The sequence below is a fragment of the Dokdonella fugitiva genome, from assembly GCF_014138265.1.
Classification (GTDB): Bacteria; Pseudomonadota; Gammaproteobacteria; order Xanthomonadales; family Rhodanobacteraceae; genus Dokdonella_A; species Dokdonella_A fugitiva_A.
Map to the genome: position 1 here is coordinate 147,594 of NZ_JACGXL010000007.1, position 22,757 is coordinate 170,350.

Here is a 22,757-nt window from a genome sequence, read left to right on the forward strand (position 1 = left end):
GCACCGCACGCGAGGCGCGCGCAAATGGGCATTTGAGCGCGATTCCAGCCGCATCCGGCCTGCGCTGCACCGCAACCGGCCGCATACGCCGGTGAATGGCCGCGCGACGGCGGCGCGGATCGGCCCGCGCGGCGACGACGATCCGCGCCGAGCGCACGAGGCGCGCGGGCTCCGGGCGGCACCTTGCTAGAATCCGGCCGATGCCGTCGATCACCGATCCCCACCAGCGCCTCGCCCGCATCGGCTGGCGTGCGCAGGCGCTGCCGGAGGGAACCGACCCCGCCGCGATCGCGCGCGTCGTCGCGCAGCATCGCGCCGGTTACCAGTTGCACGATGGCAACGACATGTTCAACGCGCAGCCCGCGGCGCGTTTCCTCAAGCGCGACCTCGATCCCACGGAGCGGCCTGCGGTCGGCGACTTCGTGCTCGTCGCCGCGGGTTCGCCGCCGACGATCGAGCGCGTGCTGCCGCGGCGCACCGAGCTCAAGCGCGGTGCCGCCGGCGAGAGCCACCAGCGCCAGCTCATCGCGGCCAACGTCGACGCGGTGTTCGTGCTGAGCGGGCTCGACCACGACTTCAATCCCGCGCGCATCGAGCGCTACCTGCTGCTGATCCAGGGCAGCGGCGCGACGCCCGTGCTCGTGCTCACCAAGGCCGACCGCACCGACGCGGTCGACGCCGTCGTCGACGACCTGCGCCGTCGCGTCCCCGGTGTGGACGTGCACGCGGTCAACGCGAAGTCGGCCGACAGCGTCGCGCCGCTGCTCGCCTACCTCGGGCCGGGTCACACCGCCGTGCTCGTCGGTTCCTCCGGCGCCGGCAAGTCGACCCTGACCAACACGCTGCTCGGCGAATCGCGCCAGGCGACCGGCGCCGTGCGCGAGCACGACAGCCGCGGCCGCCACACGACGACGCATCGCGCGCTGATCCTGCTGCCGAGCGGCGGCTGCCTCATCGACACGCCGGGCATGCGCGAACTCAAGCTCACCGGCGAGGAACAGATCGACCAGGGCCAGTTCGCCGACATCGACGAACTCGCGCAGTCGTGCCGCTTCGGCGATTGCGCGCACGCGAACGAACCCGGCTGCGCGGTGCGCGCCGCACTCGCCGACGGCCGGCTCGATCCGGATCGCTGGCGCAACTACCTGAAGCTCCGCGACGAGCTCGCCGCGACCGCCGACACGCTCGAGGCGCAGATGCGTCGCAAGGGCGAAGCGAAGGTGCTGACCAAGGCGCTCGGCAAACGGCTCAACGAGAAGTACGGGCGGCATTGAGCCGCCGTGGCTCGTGTCGGAGCGCACCCCGTGCGCGACTCGCTTCGTTGCAGCTCGCCGCTCAACCGGTCGCGCACGGGGTGGGCTCCCGCGAAGGACGCCTATGGCACGGTCGTGCCATGCGCACGTACCATGAACGCCGCCGGCAACACGACGTACTGCGGATCGTCGTTGCGCGCGCCGAACGGCGCGGCAGCGAGGTCGTCGATCGTCGCGGCGATGTCGGGCGCGTAGAAGAACCAGGAGTCGTGCCCCGACGCGCCGGTGTCGGCGCGCGCGGGGCGGTCGGCGCCGCCGTCGAGCTTCGCGCTCGCGCCGACGAAGAAGCCGCCGTGCACGAACGTCGGCGGGACGTCGACCTCGAAGAACGTGTCGTTGAACACGTTCGGCGTGCCGCTCGTGCTCGCGACGACGTGCGCGTTGCGCGGGTCGCCATCGGCATCGTCGTCCTCGAGCAGCCAGAACGTGACCGGTCCGTTCGCGAGCGACGGGAACGTCGGGCCGAACGCGACCGAGATGCGCGTGACGACTTCGCCGCCGGGCGCCGCGAGGAAATAGTTGCCCCACAGCATGTCCGGATCGAACGTCGACGGCGGCCCCTGGTTGGTGTCGCCGTCGCCGTCGTCGTAGGCGTGCTCGACGGCTGCCGGTTCGATCGCGCCGTCGAAGCCATCCTCGAACACGGTGTCGCTGATCGCCTGTTGCGTCTCGAACGCGCCGATGTCGGCCGCCGCGCCGGATACGCGCGCGAAGCCCGTGCCGCGCTGGTCGAACGCGAGCGCGTCGTCGTTGCTGCCGGCGTCGCGGGCGGGACTCGTCGCCGACAACGCGTGCGTGCGCGTCGGGCCGCCGTTCCAGGCGAGCGGGAACAGCTGCGGGTCGTCGGCGATCGTGTCCGCGGGCAAACTGATCGCCGCATCCGCTGCGGCGACGAGCGCATGCGATCCGCTCACGGCCAGCGTGCCGTCGGCACCGAGGTCGGCCGCGAACGCGGGCGACGGGCCGGTCGTGTTCGCGGCGACGATCGAACTGCGCAGGTCGAGCGTGCCTTCGGCGTCGTAGATGCCGGCGAGGCGGAACATCACGCCACCGCCGCCGGCAGCGGCGGTGTTGAACGCGACCGTGCTGTTGGCGAGCACGAGCGGGCGCGCGCTCGCGATGCCGCCGCCGCGCGCAGCGGTATTGGCGGAGAACGTGCTGTCGTGGACGACGAGCTTCGTGTCCTGCGGCGGCGGCGGATCGCCGTAGACGCTGAACACCGACTTGTAGACGCCGCCGCCGTCGCCGTCGGCGGTGTTGCCGTCGATCGTCGATCCGGCGATCGTCGCGACGCCGCGCACGTACGCGCCGCCGCCGTTCGCGTCCTCGTCGCCCTGCGTCGCCTCGATCGTGTTGCCGGAGATCGTGCTGTCGACCAGCGACAGTTCCCCGCGCGAATACAGCCCGCCGCCGACCGTCGCGTAGCCGTCGTAGGAAGCGTACGGCGCCACGACCGCGTTGCCGGAGATCGTGCTGCGCACGAGCGTCGCGCCGTCGCTCGCGTAGGCGCCGCCGCCGGCGCCGGTGCCGTGCGCGCCGGTCGCGGTCAGCGTCGAGTCGGTGATGCGGCTGTCGGTCATGACCAGGGTCGTCACGTCGACCGCGCCGCCGAACACGAGCTGGTAGGTGCCGCTCGCATGGCAGTTCGTCACGGTGACTCGATTCAGCGCGAGCGTGCCGCCGAACCCTTCGATGCACGCGGCGAGGCTGCCGGCGTAGCTGCCGTTGGCGATCGTGAGGTCGTTCGCGGTGAACGTGCCCTTGTCGCTGGAGAAGCCGCCGATCACGAGCGCCTGCGACTGGCCGCCGGCATCGATCGTGAGCGCGTCGCGGCCGGGGCCCTGCAGTGTCACGTCGTAGAGGTGGTGGTCGCCGAGCACGCTCGTGTCGAGCGCACCCTGGGTCAGGGTGATCGTGCTGCAGGTGAGCGCGGAAAGATCGACGACGTCGCCTTCGGCGGCGCCCGCGAGCACGCTGCGCAGGCTGCCCGCTCTGCCGTCGTCGAGGCAGCTCGTCACCGGCAAGGTCGCGCCGCGCGGCGCCGTGGCGGCGCGTGGCGCATGCGTGCGCGGCGGCTGCCGACGCGCCTCGAGGCGCAACGCGTAGCGCGGCGACGCATGCGCGCCGGGTGCGGCCGGCACGGCGGCCTCGGCGGCGAATGCGCAGGCGAGCGCGGCGGCGAGTGGGACGGGATGGAATACGCGAAGGCGTCGGGGCATGTCGATCTCCGGATGTCGTGTCGCAAAGCATCCCCCGCCCCGTCGTCCATCCTAGCAGGCGGTCTGCTAAGGTTGGCCTGAACGACCGCACGGGTGGACATGGCTGCGAGCGCTGCGGATCTCCATGCGACGCTGGATGCGCGCCTCGTCGAGGCGACGCGCGGCATCCGCCTGCTCGACTCGGTGAGCTGGCCGGCGTCGATCGAGCTCGGTTTCATCGCGGCGTGGAAGGCCGGGCGCGCGAAACTCCCCGACGTGACCTATCCGCGCCTCGACTTCGGCGACACGCGCGCGAAGCTCGACGCGATTTCCGGCGCGGCCGATCCCGCGCATCCGATCGGCGACTACATCCGGCGCACGGCCGAGTCGTGGCGCGTCGCGACCGACCTGCTCGAGGCGATGGGCACGCCCGCGATCACCGCGCATTCGGCCAAGCTGTACGGCCTGCCCGGCGACCGCGTGCCCGGCGCGACGCTCACCAACGTCGACGCCGCGCGCCACTTCATCGCGATCGCCGACGAGTACAACAGCGGTGCGCCGCTCGACGAGATCGAGACGCAGATCCCGGCCGAACTGCTGCGCATCGAGCTCAAGCAGCGCCTCGACGGCTTCTTCGGCGTCGACGCGATCCGCGTCGAAGTCGATCCGGATCTCATCGCCAAGGCGGCCGCGGGCGCGACGCGCATCCGCCTGCGTTCGGCGACGACGTTCTCCAACTACGACCGCGACCAGTTGCTCGCGCACGAGGCGTTCGTGCACTCGTTGACCGCGCTGAACGGACGCGCGCAACCGAACCTGAAGTCGCTCGCGCGCTCGTCGCCGCGCATCACGGCGACGCAGGAAGGCCTCGCCGTGTTCGCCGAACTGATGTCGGGCTCGATCGACATCGCGCGCATGAAGCGCATCAGCCTGCGCATCGTCGGCATCGACATGGCGATCCGCGGCGCCGACTTCATCGAGGTGTTCCGCTTCTTCATGGACGCGGGGCAGAGCGACACCGACAGCTTCACCTCGGCGCAGCGCGTGTTCCGCGGCGCGCCGGTCGGCGGCGGTGCCGCGTTCACCAAGGACGCGGTCTACCTGCGCGGCCTGCTGTCGGTGCACACGTTCTTCCGCTGGGCGCTGAAGAACCAGCGCATGGCGCTGTGCCGCAACCTGTTCGCCGGCAAGTGCGCGCTGCACGACGTGATCGCGCTGGAGCCTTATTTCGACAACGGCTACATCGCGCAGCCGCGCTACCTGCCGCCGTGGGTGCAGCATGCGCACGGGCTCGCCGGCATGCTCGCGTTCTCGCTGTTCGCCAACCGCATCCGGCTCGACCGCGTCGAGGCCGAAGACCTCGTGCTCGGCCTCTGAGCGCATCCGTCCATCGTTCGCACACGTCCACTCCGAGGATCCCGTCGTGAAAAAGTCCCTGCTCGCCGCCGCGCTCGCCACCACCTTCGCCGCCGCGCCCGCGCATGCCGCCGATGCGCGCGCGCAGGTGGAACCGCTGCTGCCGCAGATCACCGCGTGGCGACGCGACCTGCACCAGCACCCCGAGCTCAGCAACCGCGAGGTACGCACGTCGAAGCTCGTCGCGGCGGAACTGAAGAAGCTCGGGCTCGACGTGCGCACCGGCATCGCCAGGACCGGCGTCGTCGGCATCCTCAAGGGCGGCAAGCCGGGGCCGAAGCTGGCGATCCGCGCCGACATGGACGCGCTGCCGGTCACCGAGGACGTCGACGTGCCGTTCGCGTCGAAGGCGAAGGGCGAGTACATGGGCAAGACCGTCGGCGTCATGCACGCGTGCGGGCACGACGCGCACACCGCGATGACGCTCGGCCTCGCCGCCGCGCTCGCGAAGCAGCGCAAGGACCTCCCGGGTGAAGTCATGTTCGTATTCCAGCCGGCCGAGGAGGGTGCCCCCGCGGGCGAGGAAGGCGGCGCGCCGCTGATGGTCAAGGACGGCGTGTTCAAGGACTTCAAGCCCGACGCGATATTCGGCATGCACGTGGTCAGCGCCTATCCGGTCGGCGACGTCGCCGTGCGCGCAGGCGGCGCGATGGCGAGCTCGGACACGTTCCGCATCACGGTGCACGGGCGCCAGGCGCACGGTGCGACGCCGTGGAAGGGCGTCGACGCGGTCGTCACCGCGGCCGAGATCGTCACCCAGGCGCAGACGATCGTGAGCCGCCGCCTCGACATCAACAAGGATCCCGCCGTCGTCACGTTCGGCGTATTCAACGGTGGCCAGCGCTTCAACATCGTCTCCGACACCGCGCATCTCGAAGGCACCGTGCGCGCGTTCGACGAGGACATGCGCAAGCAGGCGCTCGATGCGTTGAAGGGCATCGCCGAGCACGTCGCCGCGGCGAACGGCGCGACCGTCGACGCCGAAGTGCCGGCGCCGGGCAGCAACCCGGTCAACTACAACGATCCGGCGCTGACCGCGCGCGTGCGCGCGAGCCTCGAGACCGCGGTCGGGCGCGAGCACGTGCTCGAGGCGCAGCGCTGGACCGCGTCGGAGGACTTCCCGCAGCTCGGCCAGGGCGCGCAGGCGCCGAGCGTCTACTTCTTCGTCGGCGCGACGCCGGTGGGGCAGGATCCCGCGAGCGCGCCGACCAACCACTCGCCGAAGTTCTTCCTCGACGAGGGCGCGCTCGCGGTCGGCACGAGCGCGATGCTGCAGGCCGCGCTCGATTTCCTCGGCCACGGCGCGCCGCATTCGTAAGCGCGGGCAGCGAGGTCGCCCGATCGCCGCGTCGGCGCCGCTGCGGCGGCGGTCGGGCGTGTGCGCGATGCTATAGTCCGGCGACCGCATCCAGCCATCGCCGCGGCCGTGCCGCGTGCCTACCGACCCCATGTCGACCATCGAAGAACTCAAGAAGGCCGCCCTCGACTACCACCGCAAGGCGCCGGCCGGAAAGATCAGGGTCACCCCGACCAAGCCCGTCGTCACCCAGCGCGAACTCTCGCTTGCCTATTCGCCCGGCGTCGCCGCCGCGTGCGAGGAGATCGTGCGCGACCCCGCCGAAGTCGCGAGCCTGACCGCGCGCGGCAACCTCGTCGCGGTGATCACCAACGGCACCGCGGTGCTCGGCCTCGGCAACATCGGCCCGCTCGCGGCGAAGCCCGTGATGGAAGGCAAGGGCGTGCTGTTCCAGAAGTTCGCCGGCGTCGACGTGTTCGATCTCGAGATCGCCGAGAACGATCCGGACAAGCTCGTCGAGATCATCGCCAGCCTCGAGCCGAGCTTCGGCGGCATCAACCTCGAGGACATCAAGGCGCCCGAGTGCTTCGAGGTCGAGAAGAAGCTGCGCGAGCGGATGAAGATCCCGGTGTTCCACGACGACCAGCACGGCACCGCGATCATCGTCGGCGCCGCCCTCGTCAACGCGCTGCACGTCACCGACAAGGACATCGGCAAGATCAAGCTCGTCTCGACCGGCGCCGGCGCGGCCGGCATCGCCTGCCTCGACATGCTGGTCAGCCTCGGCGTGAAGATGGAGAACGTCTGGGTCGCCGATCGCCTCGGCGTGGTCTGGAAGGGCCGCAAGGAGGAGATGGACCCGAACAAGTGCCGCTACGCGCGCGACACCGACGCGCGCACGCTCGACGACATCATCGACGGCGCCGACGTGTTCCTCGGCCTGTCCGCGCCCGGCGTGCTCAAGCCCGCGATGGTCGCGCGCATGGCCGAGCGGCCGATCATCCTCGCGCTCGCCAACCCGACGCCGGAGATCCTGCCCGAGGAAGCGCGTGCGGTGCGCGCCGACGCGATCATCGCGACCGGACGCTCGGACTATCCGAACCAGGTCAACAACGCGCTGTGCTTCCCGTACATCTTCCGCGGTGCGCTCGACGTCGGTGCGACGACGATCAACGAGGCGATGAAGATCGCCTGCGTGCACGCGATCGCCGCGCTCGCGCGGCGCGAGGCGAGCGACGTCGCCGCGCGGGCGTACGGCGGCCGCACGATGTGCTTCGGCCCCGACTACATCATCCCGCAGCCGTTCGATCCGCGCCTGATCGTCGAACTCGCGCCCGCGGTCGCGCGCGCGGCGATGGAATCGGGCGTGGCGACGCGGCCAATCAACGACCTGCGCGCGTACACCGAGAAGCTCAACGAGTTCGTGTTCCGCACGACACTGCTCATGAAGCCGGTGTTCGCGCGCGCGAAGGCTGACCCGAAGCGCATCGCGTTCGCCGAGGGCGAGGAGGAGACCGTGCTGCGCGCGGTGCAGGCGATCGTCGACGAAGGCATCGCGCGGCCGATCCTGATCGGCCGTCCGTCGGTGATCGAGTCGCGCATCGAACGCCTCAGCCTGCGCATTCGTCCCGACGTCGACTTCGAGCTGTGCAACATCGAGAGCGACCCGCGCTTCAAGGACTACTGGACGCTCTACCACGAGATCATGCAGCGCAACGGCGTCACGCCGGAGAGCGCCAAGCAGATCGTGCGTTCGCGCGCGACCGTGATCGGCGCCCTCATGCTCCGTCGCAACGAGGCGGACGGCTTCATCTGCGGCATCGTCGGCCGCTTCCACAAGAAGCTCGGTTACCTGCGCGGCATCATTCCGCTCGACCCCGGCGTCACCTCGATGTCGGCGATGAGCGCGGTGTTCAACGAGCGCGGCGTGTTCTTCTTCCTCGACACGCACGTCGCGATCGACCCCGACGCGGAGCGCATCGCCGAGGCGGCGGCGCAGGCGACCCTGCGCCTGAAATACTTCGGCATCGTGCCGAAGGTCGCGATCCTGTCGCACTCGAACTTCGGCAGCCACGAGGACGCGAGCGCACTGAAGATGCGCCGCGTGGTCGAACTGCTGCGCGAGCGCCTGCCGAAGGTGGAGATCGAGGGCGAGATGCACGCCGACACCGCGCTCAACGCGGAAGTGCGCGAGCGGCTGTTCCCGCAGTCGCGCCTGTCCGGCAGCGCCAACGTGTTCGTCTGCCCCAACCTCGACGCGGCCAACATCGCGTTCAACATGACGCGCGTGATGACCGACGGCGTCGTGATCGGCCCGATCCTCATGGGGCCGTCGAAGCCGGTGCACGTGCTGACGCCCGCGGCGACGGTGCGGCGCGTGTTCAACATGACCGCGCTCGCGGTGGTCGAGGCGCAGATCCGCGCGCAGGTCGCGATCGGCCGCTGACCCGTGGCCCCGCACGCCGCATTCCCGCGTGGATACGCGTGGGTGCGGCGAAAGGGCGACGGATCATGGCGGGCAGAAGACGCGGCAGCGACCGATGGGCGGCACGGCTCGGTGCGTGCGCGGCGCTCGCGGGCGCATCGTCGTCGGCCGACGCGCTCGTCCGCTGCGTGGACACGCCCGCGCAGTTGCAGTCCGCGCTCACGGCAGCAGCGGCGAGCAGCGCCGACGACGCGATCCACGTGGTCGCCGGCGTCTACGCGGCGACCTCGGCGGACGGCTTCTTCGCCGAGCTCGACGCGCCCGGGGACCTCGACATCAGCGGCGGCTGGTATCCCGGTTGCGTCGCGCGCGTGCGCGGCGCGCGCAGCACGATCGACGGGCAGGGGCTGCGGCCGGGCATGGTCATCCTCGGCAGTTTCACGTCCGTCGGCCACCTGTCGATCAGCCACTTCGATTTCGTCGACGGCCTCAGCAACGATGCCTACGCCGGCGGCCTGACCGCGAATCCGTACCTGTCGACGAACCTCGACGTCACGATCGAAGCGAATCGCTTCGTCGGCAATGAGGCGGTCGACAACGTCGACGGCGGTGGCGGTGGACTGCGCGCGGTCGCCGACGGCACGCTCGCGATCCGCAACAACGTGTTCGTCGGCAACCACGCGCGCAACTGGGGCGGCGCCGCGCTGCTGCATTGCGAAGGACTGCTCGCGCGCATCGTCGGCAACACGGTGACCGGCAACGAGGCGTCGACCGGCGCCGCGACGAGCGCGTCGGGCCTGCGCGTGGGTGGCGACTGCCTCACCGAGGTCGCCGACAACATCCTGTGGGGCAACGCCGGGCTCGATCTCGCGCTGTTCGTCGAAGGCGCGCGGCTCTACCACAACGACCTCGCCGACCTCGGCGGCGACGAGCAGCCGGCGGCGCGCGTCGGCGACGTGCTCGTGAATCCGCAGTTCGTGTCGAGCACGAACCTGCGCCTGCGTCGCACCTCGCCGCTGATCGACGCCGGTTACGACACGCCGATCGACGGCTTGTCCGCGTTCGACGCCGACGACGGCCCGCGTGTGGCCGGACCGCACGTCGACATCGGCGCGTACGAACTCGACCGTCTGTTCGACGACGGCTTCGATCCGCCGTTCGGCCCCGCGTCCTGAGCCGCCGCGCGCCGCGCGAAGACCCGAGCGCGCGACGCACGACCTCAGCGGCAGCGCCCGCGCGATCCCTGCGCGCAGACGTGGCCGTCGATCCATGTCGCGCCGTCGAACGTCGCGCCCTCGAGGTCGGCATTGTCGAGCGCGGCGCCGCGCAGGTTAGCGCCGTCGAGGCGCGCGCCGTTCAGGCTCGCGTTGACGAAGTCGGCGCCGGCGAGGTCGGCGCGACTGAAATCCGCGTCGCTGAGGTCGGAGTTCGTGAAGGCGACGCCGCCGAGGCTCGCGCCGGCGAAGCGGCGGCCCTTGAGATCGGCGTTGACGTAGCTCTCGCCGCCGGCGCGCGTGGCGCTGCCCGCCGTCGTGCTGCCGTTGCGCGTGACCACGGTTTCGCCGTGCGCGACCTGCGTGTCGTCGCCGAACGACTGCTCGGACACCGCGCCCGCGCCTTCGGCCTGGTTGATCACGGTGCCTTCGACGCGGGTCGACGAATGACGGTCGCCGCTCGTGCGGGTGCTTGTCCTCGTGTGCGTCGTCGTGCGTTCGGGCGCGGCGCCGCTTTCGACGCGCGCGCTGCCGTCGGTCCCGGCCTCGATCGAAGCGTCGCCGGCTTCGATGCGCGCGCCGTCGCCGTCGACTTCGATCGATTGCGCCGAGGCGACCGCGGGCGGGGCGAGTGCGAGGGCGAGGGCGAGGATGAGCGGGATGCGGCGCATGGAAACCTCCTGGTCGTGCGGGTGGTGCGGATCAGCGATGGCCGTCGGAGCTGCGCGCGCGCATCTCGCGCGCGTGCGACAGCGGGTCGTCGTTGTTCGCGGGGGGCGCCGAAGCGGCCGGCGCGGGTGTCGTCACGCTCGCACCGATCAGCGCCGGCGCACCGAGGTAGGCGCGCTGGCCGATCACCGGCGCCGCCTGCGAGGGGGGCAGCGACTGCGGTTTGAGTTCGACCAGGCCGTCGAGTGGATCGTCGTAGGTCGCGCCGGGCACGAGGCTCGCGCCCTGCGGCAGGTTCATGTGCGACAGCTCGAGCATCCAGGCGGAGTTCACGGGCTCGGCCGGTGTCGAGCGCGACAGGATCAGCGACAGCATGTTCTGCGCGGGCAGGCTGCCTTGCTGCGCGGCGAGGCGGTACAGGCGCACGGCTTCGCCGTAGTCGACCGCGACGCCGGTGCCGCGGTGGTGGCGGCCGGCGAGCTCGTAGCTCGCCTCGGCGTCGCCGTTCGCGGAGTCTTCACGCAGCCGTTCGATCGAGCGCTCCGCGGTCGCCTCGGGCACGCTCGCGTCGATGCGCGCAAGGTTGCGCGCGGCGGCCTTGCCACCGCGTGCGGCCGATTGCTGGTACCACAGGCGCGCAGTCGCGCGCTGGCCCGCGGACTCGTAGGAGACGCCGAGCGCATTCGTCGCGGCGCTGTCGCCGGCGGCGGCGGCGCGCTCGAGCAGGTCGCGCGCGACCTGTTTGCCGCGCGCACCGCCGAGGTCGTCCTCGAGCAGGCTCTGCAGGTACAGCGCACGCGCATAGCCGACCTGCTCGCCGATGCCGAACCACTTGCGCGCCTGCGCCGGATCGCGCGCGACGCCGTAGCCCTTCGCGAGCAGGTAGCCCGCGGCGAGCATCGCGCGCACGTCGCCGCCGTCGGCGGCCTGGTGGAAGCGCGCGTACGCCTCGTTGTAGCTCGCGCCGCCCTTGTCGCCGCCGTAGTAGACGAGGCCGAGCCGCAGCATCGACGGCACGTCGCCGGCGTCGGCGCGTCGCGCGAGTTCATTGCGCTCGCGCAGTTCGCGCTTGCCCGCCTTCGCGGGGACCACCGCCGGCGCGGCCGCCGCAGGCGGCGGCGCGGCGGGCGGTGTTTTCAGGACCACTTCGGCGCCGACGCCACCCGCGCCGGCGAGCAGGGCGAGGAGCAGCGTCGATCGCGCGAGCGTGCTGTGCATGTTCGAACCCTCCGGCGGCGAACGACGCACGCGCGCCGCCCCGCGTCGCTCACCTCGACGCATGCGCGTCGACGTCCCACTCGGCCGAGCCGATGCCCGCGTGCGTGCCGCGCGCGAGTTCGAGCAGCGTCTGCCGCAACGTCGCCGTGCCGGGGACCGCATGGATCGGCTCGAGCGCAGCGGCGCCGAGCGCGCGCTGCAGCTCGTTCGAGCGGTCGTCCGCGGTGGCGAGGCAGGTCGCCGCCTCGTGTCCCGGCTGCGTCATCTCGAGCGTGTAGCTCCTCGGGTTGGCGATGTCGGGAATCAGCAGCGAGCGGCGCGCCTGCAGCAGCGGCGCCGGCTGGAACGTGCTCGGGTACACCTGCGTGAGCGTGCCCTTGGCGTCCTCGTAGAAGCAGTACAGGTGCGCGGTGCGATCGACGCTGACGTTGAGCAGCAGCGATTCGCCGAGCGCGAAGTGCGGGTCCTTGCGATCGAGCGTGATGTCGACCGCGATCGGTCGCGCCGCTTCGGCGTCGAGCGCGACCTGGCCGCCGCGCGGCGCACCGGCGCGCGCGCCGTCGCCCCAGCCGATGCGCGTGAAATGGTCGCTGCCGTCGGTCGCCACGTAGTTCGTCATGAGACGTTCGTAGCTTTCGAAGTTGAAGTTGCCCGACACGGTGGCCTGGTGGTCGGCCTGGTAGCGCGCGAGCGCGCCGCGCAGCGCCGAGTCGGCGCGGCCGTCGCCGCCGCCGTCGTAGTAGCCGAGCGCGTGCAGCGCGGTCGCGAACAGGCGCACGCGCTGCTCGTCGGACATGTCGCCGTACCACTCGCGCAGCTGGCGCTGGAATTCCGGGTGCGACTGGTCGAGCGCGAGGCAGTCCCAGTACGGCACGCGCGCCCACTTGCCGATCACCTCGATCATGCCGAGCTCGACCAGCGTGCGCACCGCGGGCCCGACGCCCTGCGAGATCGTGCCGCCGATCGTCAGCTGCGTGCCTGCGTTCTTGATGCGGCCGCCGAGGTCGATGCCTTCGCCCTTGTTGCCCGCGGCGATCTCGTTGGCGGAGTCGAGCCCGGGGAACAGCGTGCGCGTGGTGAAGTCGCCGAGGTGCAGCTCGAGGCCGACCGCGGTCGTGATGACGTCGTTGGAATAGCCGATTTCCCAGTTCTTCGCCGACGCGCCGATGCCGCCGTTGCGGATCAGCACGTTCTGGTCGACGTAGGAGATCGCGCCCGACACGTACACCGCGGGCTTGGGGATCGCGAGCTGCCCGGCCGGCAGCATCAGGCTCGTCAGCGTCTGCACGGTGTCCTGCTTGAGCGGGTCGATCTCGAAATCGACGATGCGGAACGCATTGCTCGTGCGCGACATCTCCGACAGCGCGGTGAAGATCATGTCCTTCGCGGCGACCGGCGCCTTGCTCGACGGATCGGGAATCTGCTTGCTCGTGATGAGCGTGGTCGGCACGCGCTCGGCGCGCAGCATCGAGTCCATGCAGGCGAGGCCATCGCTGAAACCGGTGATCGCGCGCACGGGTTCGGCGATCGGTCGGCTCTCGATCGTCGTGCGTTCGATGTACGGACGGTCGCGGCGAAGGTCGGTGCCGCTGCAGCCGGCGAGCACGGCGACGGCGGAGGCGGCGAGGCAGAGGCGTACGCGGGTCGTTCGGATCATGCGTGGACTCGGGACACGGGGACGGAGCGGCGGTCGGCAGCGAGCCGACACCGGGCGGAGGCGGCGGTCGCGCCGCGCGCTACTTGCAGACGCTGATGACGTCGCCCGACACGACGACGATGTTGTCGCCGTTGTTGCCCGGGCCGTACTGGTTCGGTCGCGGTCCGTACTGGCCGACCGGCGTCGTCGCCTGCGGCGGCACGCCGACGTTGGTCGTGCACACGCGCGTGCCGACCGCGGACGGCTGGATCGTCGTGTCGGTGGTGCGACCCGTCGCGCCGTAGCCGAGCCAGCGCTTCGATTCGACGTTGAGCACCTTGGCGCGGTCGAGCGGACTGATGTCGCGCCGCGGTGCGAGGTCGGCGGCGAGCGCGGACGATGCGAGCAACCCGAGCGTCACGGCTGCGAGGATCCGTTCCGTTCTGGACATGGTGGCGACTCCTTGAAGGCGGCGGAGGAGTTCAGGGCTCCTCCGCCGCGTGACGCGGCATGCGCAGGGGATCGCAGCCGCGTGAACCGGCGAAATCAGTTGCCGTCGTTCGACGACAGGTTCTGCTCGGCCTTCGCGGCCGGGCCGATCGCGGCGTTGAGCACCGCGCCCTGCACCTGCGTCGACTGCTTGTTGTCGCCGCCGATGTTGACCTTGCCCTTGTTCGAGGACAGGTTCTGCTTGGCCTGCGCGCCGGGGCCGATCGCAGCGTTGAGCACGGCACCTTGCACCTTCGTGCTCTGGTCGTTCTTGCCCTTGATCTTCACTTCCGCGAAGGCGGAACCGCTGACGAGGAAAGCGCCGATGGCGAGCGCGGCGAGTGCTTTCTTGACCATTTCCGATTGCTCCTGTGTCGTGTGGAAATCCACGTGGATCGCATGCCGGCCAGGGGTGCCGGACATGCAGCCGGTTGCGCATGCCGCTGCGGGCGTGCGGTGTTACTCCTTGCTGTTCGAGACCGAACCGATGTTGACTTCGGCCTTCGAGCCGTTGCCGGCGGCACTGTTGACGATCGAGCCGCCGACGACGACGGTCTGGCGGTTGCTGCCGCCGACGCGCGCGTTGTTGACGGCGCCGACATTCACCTTCGCGGTCGCGCCACCCTTGGCGGTGTTGGTCACCGATCCCTTGACGACGACGACCTGATCGTTGCTGCCGCCGGTGCCCGCGCCTTGTCCCGCGAACGCGGACGAGCTGATCGCCAATGCCGCGAGCGCGGCGATCATGACGGTGCGTGACTTCATCTTCGATCCACTCCCGTTGCACGTCGGCGAGGCTGCGCCGCATCGATGACCTCGTGATGTCACGATCACGCGGGCCGTGCGTCGCTTCATGCGACGAAGGCGGAACCCTAACCGATGGAATGCGCCGATGTGGTTAAGAAAGCGTGGAGGAAATCACAAATAGCAATTTTCCTACACGCATTCGGCCGCGATCAGCGCGTGCGTGAAAATTTTTCCTGAACGTCATGCGCGTAGTGCATATGTCGTGCATGCATGAAACGCATGTGACATGCGACTCGCGACGTAGCGTCGATGCTCGCGTGAACGCGCACGCGACGTGGCGCTTCGCGACGCAGCGTCGATGCACGCGCGCATGTCACGCGACGTCGTGTGCAGAGCGGAAGCGGCTGGAGTTTCATGCGCGCGGACGATGCGCGCGTCGGCCGGCGATCGGGCCATGGTCGGAGTCGCGTCAGTCGCGCGGCGTGTCGCCGGCGAAGATCGACGCGCCGATCGCGGCGGCGAAGCGTTCGATCGCCGCGGCCGCCGCGATCGAGTTGCCGTTCGCGTCGAGGCCGGGCGCCCACGCGCACACGCACAGGCGACCCGGCACGATCGCGACGATGCCGCCGCCGACGCCGGTCTTGATCGGCAGGCCGATGCGGCAGGCGAGGTCGCCGGCGGCGTCGTACGCGCCGCAGGTGAGCATGAGTGCGCCGATGCGGCGCGCGGCGAGCGCGTCGACCACGCGCGCGCCGCGCGGCTGCGCGCCGTCCGCGGCGAGGAACAGGCTCGCACGCGCGAGTTCGCTGCACGACATCGCGATCGCGCATTGCGCGCAGTAGGCGTCGAGCAGCGCGGCGACGTCGCCGTGCAGGTTGCCGAAGCTGCGCATGAAGTGGGCGATCGCCGCGTTGCGGTCGCTGTGCTCGCGTTCGGAACGCGCGACGTCGCCGTCGATCGCGACGCTCGCTTCGCCGAGCAGGCGATGCACGAGCTCGAGCACGGCGCGTTCCGGCTGCAGGTAGCGCCGGCACAGCACGTCGACGACGACGAGCGCGCCCGCGTTGACGAACGGGTTGCGCGGCACGCCGCGCTCGCGCTCGAGCTGCACGAGCGAATTGAACGGGGTGCCCGACGGTTCGCGGCCGACGCGCTGCCACAGCGCGTCGCCTTCGCGCTGCAGCGCGAGTGCGAGCGCGTACATCTTCGACAGGCTCTGGATGGAGAAGCGGCGCTCGCTGTCGCCGGCGCCGTACAGGCGACCGTCGACGGTCGCGACCGCGATGCCGAACTGCTCGCGCGGCACGAGCGACAGCGCGGGGATATAGTCGGCGACGCGTCCTTCGGCGAGCAGCGGCTGCACGTCGCGGGCGATCTCGCGGAGCAGGGCGTCGATGTCGGTGTGCATGGCGCGGCGCGTGGAGGTCCGGCCGCGAAGCCTACGCGATCGGCGCGCGTGCGCGAAGCACGCGCATGCGTCAGGGCGTCAGGTACGAGGTGCGCAACGCGTCGAGCAGCGGATCGCGTTCGCCGGCCGGACTCGAGGCGAGGTGTCCCTGGCCGATCGTCCAGATGATGACGCCGCCGATGCCGTGCGCCTTCGCGTACGCGCCCTTCTCGGCGGCCGATTGCGCGTCGTCGTAGCTGAGGAAGTTGCAGCCTTGCGGGCCGGCTCCCGCGACCGAGGACAGGTACGGCACGCGCGCGGTCGCGTCCCACTGACGCGTCGTCGCGACCGGGTACGCGGTCGCGATCGTCGCGTAGCTCATCGTGCCGTCGCTCGCCGAGATGCTGCCGCCGTCCTGGTGCGGTGCGGTCACGCCCTGCCAGCAATAGCCGTAGAACGCGAGGCCGATGCCGAGCTTCGACGCCGGCACGCCGCTCGGCAGGAAGCCGAGGCGGATGCTCACGTCGACCGCCGACGGCGTGCTCGGCGTCGGCGGATCGGTGTTGTAGAGCGCCGAGTTGTGCCAGCTCTTCCAGCCGTCCCAGCCCTGCGACGCCGCGCCCGCCATGTCGTAGGTCATGACGTCGATGCGATCGAACAGCGGCGCGACGTCGGCCCAGAACGGGTCCGGCTCCATGTAGTTCGGGTTGAACCAGCCGACGGGGACGGTGAGGATCGCGCCAGGCAGCAGGGCCCGGACTTCCTGTGCGAGCGCCTTGAAGCTCGGTTTGTCGGCGTCCTCCAGTGGCTCCCAGTCGAGGTCGAACCCATCGACACTCCACGATTCCTTCAGTTCCTGCAGGTTGATCGCAAGCAGGTGGCGGCTTTGCGCCGTTGCCGCGGCGCCGCGCCAGCCGTCGATCTCGCCGGCACCGCCGATCATGATGATCGCCTTGCGACCGGCCGCGTGCGCTGCGGCGATCGCCGCCTGCGCCCACTGTGGCCCCTGCACGTCGTCTATGTCGAAATCGTAGGTGAGGTTGCCGTCGGGCAGCGGTCGCATGCGCCCGACCATCAGGTGCGTCACCGCATCGAAGCGGATGTCCTGTGGCGCCAGCAGCGCACGCTCGTAGCCGACGTAGTAGCCGAGCACCCAGCGCGCGGGTTCGAATCCGTCGGCGAAGATCGCGTCGGCGGCGCCTGCCGCGTGCGGGACGCCGAGCAGGCCGACGAGGGCGGCGACGGTCACGGTGGCGTGGCGCATGGCGATTCCCCCTTCGCGGATCACCCACTCTAGTACGAGACGGAGTCGCGATCCGCGCCAGCGGTCGCGCGATCGGCGCCGCCGGGCGGCCCCGCACGGCGGCGCGGCATGCAAGCGGCGCGCCGGACGACTAAACTGGACAGCCCGCGGCGTCGACCGGCGCCGCCCGCGGTCACAGCGCAGCGCGCCCGCACGCTGCATCGAGAGTACGCATGAACCAGCTCAACGACATCCTCGACCAGGACCTCGACCCGCGCGAGACGCGCGAATGGACCGAGGCGCTGCACGGCGTGATCAAGGCCGACGGCACCGACCGTGCGCACTACCTGCTCGAGCGCATGGTCGAGGAAACGCGCCGCGCCGGCGGCCACCTGCCGTTCGCGCCGACGACCGAATACATCAACACGATCCCGCCCGAGCGCGAAGCGCACATGTCCGGCGACCCGAACATGGAGTGGCGCATCCGCTGCCTGATCCGCTGGAACGCGATGGCGATGGTCGTGCGCGCGAACCGCAAGCCGGGCGAACTCGGCGGCCACATCGCGAGCTTCGCCTCCAGCGCGACGCTGTACGACGTCGGCTTCAACCACTTCTGGCGCGCGCCGAGCGCGGAGCATCCGGGCGACCTCGTGTTCCACCAGGGTCATTCGAGCCCGGGCATCTACGCGCGCTCGTTCCTCGAGGGGCGCATCGGCGAGGAGCAACTCGACCTGTTCCGCATGGAGGTCGAAGGGCGTGGCCGCGGCCTGTCCTCGTATCCGCATCCGTGGCTGATGCCCGAGTACTGGCAGGTGCCGACCGTCTCGATGGGTCTCGGCCCGCTGCAGGCGATCTACCAGGCGCACTTCATGAAGTACCTCGAGCACCGCGGCCTGATCGCGCCGAGCGACCGCAAGGTGTGGTGCTTCATCGGCGACGGCGAATCGGACGAGCCGGAGACGCTCGGCGCGATCTCGCTCGCCGGGCGCGAGCGCCTCGACAACCTCATCTTCGTCGTCAACTGCAACCTGCAGCGCCTCGACGGCCCGGTGCGCGGCAACGGCAAGATCATCCAGGAACTCGAAGGCGTGTTCCGTGGCGCCGGCTGGAACGTCATCAAGACGATCTGGGGCAGCTACTGGGACCCGCTGCTCGCGCGCGACACCTCGGGCAGGCTGCGCCAGCTCATGATGGAAACCGTCGACGGCGAATACCAGAACTGCAAGGCATTCGGCGGCAAGTACACGCGCGAGCACTTCTTCGGCAAGTACCCGGAGACCGCCGCGCTCGTCGCCAACCTCTCCGACGACGACATCTGGCGCCTCAACCGCGGTGGCCACGATCCGCACAAGGTCTACGCGGCGTACAGCGAGGCGACCGGCACGAAGGACATGCCGAGCGTGATCCTCGCCAAGACCGTCAAGGGTTACGGCATGGGTGCGGCCGGCGAGTCGCAGAACCCGACTCACCAGCAGAAGAAGCTCGACGACGACGCGGTGCGCCACTTCCGCGACCGCTTCCAGATCCCGATCCCCGACGACAAGCTCAAGGACGTGCCGTACTACCACCCGGGCAAGGACTCGCCCGAGGTGCAGTACATGCTCGAGCGGCGCAAGGCGCTCGGCGGCTTCCTGCCGCAGCGGCGCACGAAGAGTTCGTCGATCGCGGTGCCGGAACTCGGCGCTTTCGAGCAGATCACCAAGGGCACGGGCGAGCGCGAGATCTCGACCACGATGGCGTTCGTGCGCGGCATGAACCTCATGCTGCGCGACAAGGCGCTCGCGCCGCACGTCGTTCCGATCGTCGCTGACGAGGCGCGCACGTTCGGCATGGAAGGCATGTTCCGCCAGATCGGCATCTACGCGCCGTTCGGCCAGAAGTACAAGCCGGTCGATTCCGACCAGCTCATGTACTACCGCGAGGACCAGAAGGGCCAGGTGCTGCAGGAAGGCATCAGCGAACCCGGCGCGATGAGCGCGTGGATGGCCGCCGGAACGAGCTATTCGATCAGCAACGTGCCGATGTTGCCGTTCTACATCTACTACTCGATGTTCGGCTTCCAGCGCATCGGCGACCTCGCCTGGGCCGCCGGCGACATGCGCACGCGCGGCTTCCTCGTCGGCGGCACCGCCGGCCGCACCACGCTCAACGGCGAAGGGCTGCAGCACGAGGACGGCCATTCGCACCTGCTCGCGGGCGCGATCCCGAACGTGCGCGCGTACGACCCGACCTTCTCCTACGAGGTCGCGGTGGTGCTGCAGGACGGTGCGCGCCGCATGCTGCAGGAGCAGGAGGACGTCTACTACTACGTCACCGTGATGAACGAGAACTACGTGCATCCGGACATGCCGGCCGGCGTCGAGGCCGACATCGTCAAGGGCATGTACCTGTTCAAGGACGGCGGCAAGCCGAAGAAGAACGAGCCGCGCGTGCAGCTGCTCGGCTCCGGCACGATCCTGCGCGAGGTCATCGCCGCGGCCGAACTGCTCGAGAAGGACTTCGGCGTCGCCAGCGACATCTGGTCGTGCCCGAGCTTCTCCGAGCTGCGCAAGGACGGCTTCGACGCCGAGCGCTGGAACCGCCTGCACCCGATGGACAAGAAGCCGCGCAAGGCGCACGTGACCGCGTGCCTCGAGTCGCGCGCGGGTCCGGCGGTTGCCGCGACCGATTACGTGCGCGAGTACGCCGACCAGGTCCGCGCGTTCATGCCGCAAGGCAAGCGCTACGTCGTGCTCGGCACCGACGGCTTCGGCCGCAGCGACACGCGCGCGAACCTGCGCGCGTTCTTCGAGGTCGACCGCTGGTGGATCGCGCACGCGGCGATCGCCGCACTCGCCGCGGACGGCCAGATGAACCCCGAGGATGTCGCGCGTGCGATCAAGCAGTACAAGCTCGATCCGGACAAGCCCAACCCGCTGACGGTCTAGCACGCGCCGGGGCCGCCGACGCGGTCCGGGCGCAGCGGCGGAAGCCGCGATGCGCTCCGTCGCATCGCCTTCCGGCGTTCCCGCGGGACCATCGTCGGAGTGGACCGTGAAGCGCAGCCGAACCGGAGTCGCGCATGCATTGACTCGCCGCCGCGCGCGCTTCGATCATGCGCCGATGCACGGCCTTTCCCGCTTCCTCCTCGCGCTCGCATTCGTCCTCGCCCCGCTCGTCGGCGCCGCCCAGGCGCCGGAAACCGGCAAGCTGCTCGACGAGTCGCGCCAGCGCATCGCCGACGCGCGCAAGCAACTCGACGGTGGCGACGTCGACGACGCGACCTTGTCGCAGCTGCGCGACCAGATGGGCGCGGTCGACACGCACGCGAACACGCTGCTCGGCGAACTCGCGCCGAAGTTCGACGCGATCGCCGCGCGCGTCGACCAGCTCGGGCCCGCGCCGGCGAAGGGCGGCGAGGCGCGCGACATCGCCGCGCAGCGCGCCGACCTCGAGAAGGAACGCGGCGCGCTCGACGCCGACATCAAGCGCGCCAAGCTGCTCATCGTCGACAGCGGCCAGGTCGTCGCGCAGATCGCCGAAGCGCGCCGCGCGAACTTCCAGGCGCGCCTGTCGCAGCGCACGCCGTCGCCGCTGACACCGACGTTCTGGCGCGGCCTCACCGCGAACATCGATCGCGACCTCGCCGGCGCGCGCGCGTTGCTCGGCGGCATGTTCGCCGGAACCGCGGCCGCGTTCGCGCCCGCGAACCGCGTGCCGACGCTGTTCGGCATCGCCGCCGGCGTGCTGCTGATCCTGCTCGGGCGCTGGTGGGTGGAGCGCGCGCTCATGCGCTGGACCGCCGACCGCATGCCGCACGGGCGGCTGCGCCGCTCCGCACTCGCGTTCGCGATGGTCGTCGCGACGACCGTGCTGACCGGCCTCGGCGCGCAGGTGATCGTGATCGCGATCGACTGGCACAGCGTGCTCGGCGACGACGCGCGTGCGTTCGCGCGATCGATCGTCAGCGCCGTCGTGTTCGGCAGCTACGTGACCGGCCTCGGCCGCGCGTTGCTCGCCGCGGCGCGGCCGTCGTGGCGCCTGCCGCCGATCTCCGACGACGTCGCCGCGCGCCTGCGCCACTGGCCGTTGCTGCTCGGCGGCGCGGTCGCGCTGAGCGTCCTGCTCAAGCACTTCAACGAGATCGCTGGCACCAGCCTGTCGGCGACGATCGCCGGCAGCCTCGTCGTCGCGCTCGTCTACGCCGCGCTGCTCGCCTGGGGCCTGCTGCGCGCGGCGCGCACGCCGGCCGACGCCACGGAACACGACGAGCGCGCGCCGCGCCCGGCGTGGGTCGGCGTCGCGATCGCGCTGCTCTGGCTCGGCGTCGTGCTCGCGTTCGTCGCGGCGCTGTCGGGCTACGTCGCGCTCGCACACCAGGTCGCGCGGCAGATGATCGGCCTCGGCATCGTCGCGGCGACGTTCTACCTCGTCGTGCACGTGGTCGAAGACCTGTTCGCCGCCGGACTGTCGTCGCAGGCGAACTGGGTGCGCCGCACGCTCGGCCTCGACCAGCGCGTGCTCGACCAGGTCGCGGTGCTGAGTTCGGGCCTGTTCCGCGTGTTCGCGCTCGCGATCGCCCTGTTCGCCGCGCTCGCGCCGTTCGGCACCGAGCCGGGCGACCTCGTCTCGCAACTGGGCCGCACCGCGGCCGGGCTCAAGATCGGCCAGATCGAAGTCACGCCGGTCGCGGTGTTCGGCGCGCTGCTCGTGCTCGTGCTCGGCATCGCGGCGATCCGCGCGCTGCAGCGCTGGCTGCTCGACAGCTATTTGCCGACGACGCGGCTCGACCCGGGCATGCGCACGTCGGTGACGACGCTGCTCGGCACCGCAGGCGTCGTCGTCGTCGTCGCGTTCGCGCTGTCCGCGCTAGGCCTCGGCCTCGATCGCATCGCCTGGGTCGCGAGCGCGCTCTCGGTCGGCATCGGCTTCGGCCTGCAGGCGATCGTGCAGAACTTCGTGTCCGGCCTGATCCTGCTGGTCGAACGGCCGGTCAAGGTCGGCGACTGGGTCGTGCTCGGCGACGCCGAGGGCGACATCCGCCGCATCAACGTGCGCGCGACCGAGATCCAGATGGGCGACCGCTCGACCGTGATCGTGCCCAATTCCGAACTCATCACGAAGAGCGTGCGCAACGTGACGCTCGCCAACGCCGAAGGGCGCGTGCGCTTCCGCGTGCCGCTGCCGCTCGACAGCGATCCGGCTCGCGTGGTCGAGATCATCAAGGCCGCGTTCGCCGCACATCCGGGCGTGCTGCGCCAGCCGCCGCCGAACGTGCTGCTCGACAGCATCGAGAACGGCAACCTCATGTTCATCGTGGTCGGCTTCATCGCCAACCCGCGCCAGTCGGGTCAGGTGCGCAGCGACCTGCTGCTCGACATCCTGGCGCGGCTGCGCGCCGAGGACATCGCGTTGTCGACGCCGTACCAGGTCAACCTCGGCCGCGTCGGCGAAGCCGGCGCGCAGGGGCCGCTGTCCGGCGCCGAATGACGCGCGGCGCGCTTACGGACCCCTGAGACGACGCCG

Annotated in this window: 16 protein-coding genes; 7 read left to right on the forward strand and 9 right to left on the reverse strand. The window is 70.6% G+C overall.

The genetic code is table 11. The features are described 5' to 3' along the window. Positions 1–200 precede the first annotated feature (200 nt). The gene (gene rsgA / locus FHW12_RS18825; RefSeq protein ID WP_182532606.1) at positions 201–1,274 is read left to right on the forward strand and encodes a ribosome small subunit-dependent GTPase A; all 1,074 of its coding nucleotides are present in this window, start codon (positions 201–203) and stop codon (positions 1,272–1,274) included. Positions 1,275–1,375: 101 nt separating this feature from the next. Here the strand turns inward: rsgA and FHW12_RS18830 are convergent, their stop codons facing one another. After that, a complete protein-coding gene (locus FHW12_RS18830; protein ID WP_182532607.1) occupies positions 1,376–3,532 on the reverse strand; it encodes a choice-of-anchor Q domain-containing protein in 2,157 nt (718 codons plus the stop codon). A gap of 99 nt (positions 3,533–3,631) precedes the next feature. Here FHW12_RS18830 and FHW12_RS18835 point away from each other — a divergent pair, with 99 nt between their 5' ends. From FHW12_RS18835 to FHW12_RS18850, 4 genes are all read left to right on the forward strand, one after another. Continuing rightward, positions 3,632–4,888: a flavohemoglobin expression-modulating QEGLA motif protein gene (locus FHW12_RS18835; protein ID WP_182532608.1), complete on the forward strand. Its 1,257-nt coding sequence runs from the start codon at positions 3,632–3,634 to the stop codon at positions 4,886–4,888. A gap of 46 nt (positions 4,889–4,934) precedes the next feature. Then, on the forward strand, positions 4,935–6,245 hold the full coding sequence (locus FHW12_RS18840) for an amidohydrolase (RefSeq protein WP_310735290.1): 1,311 nt from the start codon (positions 4,935–4,937) through the stop codon (positions 6,243–6,245). A 130-nt stretch (positions 6,246–6,375) separates the two neighbouring features. Beyond that, entirely contained in the window at positions 6,376–8,670 is a 2,295-nt protein-coding gene (locus tag FHW12_RS18845) for an NADP-dependent malic enzyme (protein WP_182532610.1), read from the forward strand. Between the two features lie 65 nt (positions 8,671–8,735). Then, entirely contained in the window at positions 8,736–9,824 is a 1,089-nt protein-coding gene (locus FHW12_RS18850) for a choice-of-anchor Q domain-containing protein (RefSeq protein ID WP_182532611.1), read from the forward strand. A gap of 44 nt (positions 9,825–9,868) precedes the next feature. On the opposite strand, the gene FHW12_RS18855 is transcribed toward FHW12_RS18850, so the two are convergent. The 8 genes from FHW12_RS18855 to FHW12_RS18890 all read right to left on the reverse strand — a co-directional run bounded on the left by FHW12_RS18855 (position 9,869) and on the right by FHW12_RS18890 (position 17,273). Continuing rightward, positions 9,869–10,534: a pentapeptide repeat-containing protein gene (locus FHW12_RS18855; protein ID WP_182532612.1), complete on the reverse strand. Its 666-nt coding sequence runs from the start codon at positions 10,532–10,534 to the stop codon at positions 9,869–9,871. Positions 10,535–10,565: 31 nt separating this feature from the next. Then, positions 10,566–11,750 carry a tetratricopeptide repeat protein gene (locus FHW12_RS18860; protein ID WP_182532613.1) on the reverse strand — a complete coding sequence of 395 codons (1,185 nt, stop codon included), beginning with the start codon at positions 11,748–11,750 and terminating at the stop codon, positions 10,566–10,568. 49 nt (positions 11,751–11,799) lie between these two features. Beyond that, on the reverse strand, positions 11,800–13,407 hold the full coding sequence (locus FHW12_RS18865; protein ID WP_182532614.1) for a DUF4384 domain-containing protein: 1,608 nt from the start codon (positions 13,405–13,407) through the stop codon (positions 11,800–11,802). Between the two features lie 79 nt (positions 13,408–13,486). Further along, positions 13,487–13,837: a hypothetical protein gene (locus tag FHW12_RS18870; protein ID WP_182532615.1), complete on the reverse strand. Its 351-nt coding sequence runs from the start codon at positions 13,835–13,837 to the stop codon at positions 13,487–13,489. A gap of 95 nt (positions 13,838–13,932) precedes the next feature. Next, positions 13,933–14,232, reverse strand: a complete 300-nt coding sequence (locus tag FHW12_RS18875; RefSeq protein ID WP_182532616.1) for a hypothetical protein — start codon at positions 14,230–14,232, stop codon at positions 13,933–13,935. A 102-nt stretch (positions 14,233–14,334) separates the two neighbouring features. Further along, on the reverse strand, positions 14,335–14,640 hold the full coding sequence (locus FHW12_RS18880; RefSeq protein WP_182532617.1) for a hypothetical protein: 306 nt from the start codon (positions 14,638–14,640) through the stop codon (positions 14,335–14,337). 451 nt (positions 14,641–15,091) lie between these two features. Beyond that, a complete protein-coding gene (locus tag FHW12_RS18885; protein WP_182532618.1) occupies positions 15,092–16,030 on the reverse strand; it encodes a glutaminase in 939 nt (312 codons plus the stop codon). Positions 16,031–16,100: 70 nt separating this feature from the next. Next, positions 16,101–17,273: a glycoside hydrolase family 18 protein gene (locus FHW12_RS18890; protein ID WP_182532619.1), complete on the reverse strand. Its 1,173-nt coding sequence runs from the start codon at positions 17,271–17,273 to the stop codon at positions 16,101–16,103. A gap of 212 nt (positions 17,274–17,485) precedes the next feature. Here FHW12_RS18890 and aceE point away from each other — a divergent pair, with 212 nt between their 5' ends. Together aceE and FHW12_RS18900 are read left to right on the forward strand one after the other, a co-directional pair. Further along, the gene (aceE, locus tag FHW12_RS18895; protein WP_182532620.1) at positions 17,486–20,179 is read left to right on the forward strand and encodes a pyruvate dehydrogenase (acetyl-transferring), homodimeric type; all 2,694 of its coding nucleotides are present in this window, start codon (positions 17,486–17,488) and stop codon (positions 20,177–20,179) included. A gap of 106 nt (positions 20,180–20,285) precedes the next feature. Further along, positions 20,286–22,721, forward strand: a complete 2,436-nt coding sequence (locus FHW12_RS18900; protein ID WP_220484541.1) for a DUF3772 domain-containing protein — start codon at positions 20,286–20,288, stop codon at positions 22,719–22,721. Positions 22,722–22,757: the final 36 nt, after the last annotated feature.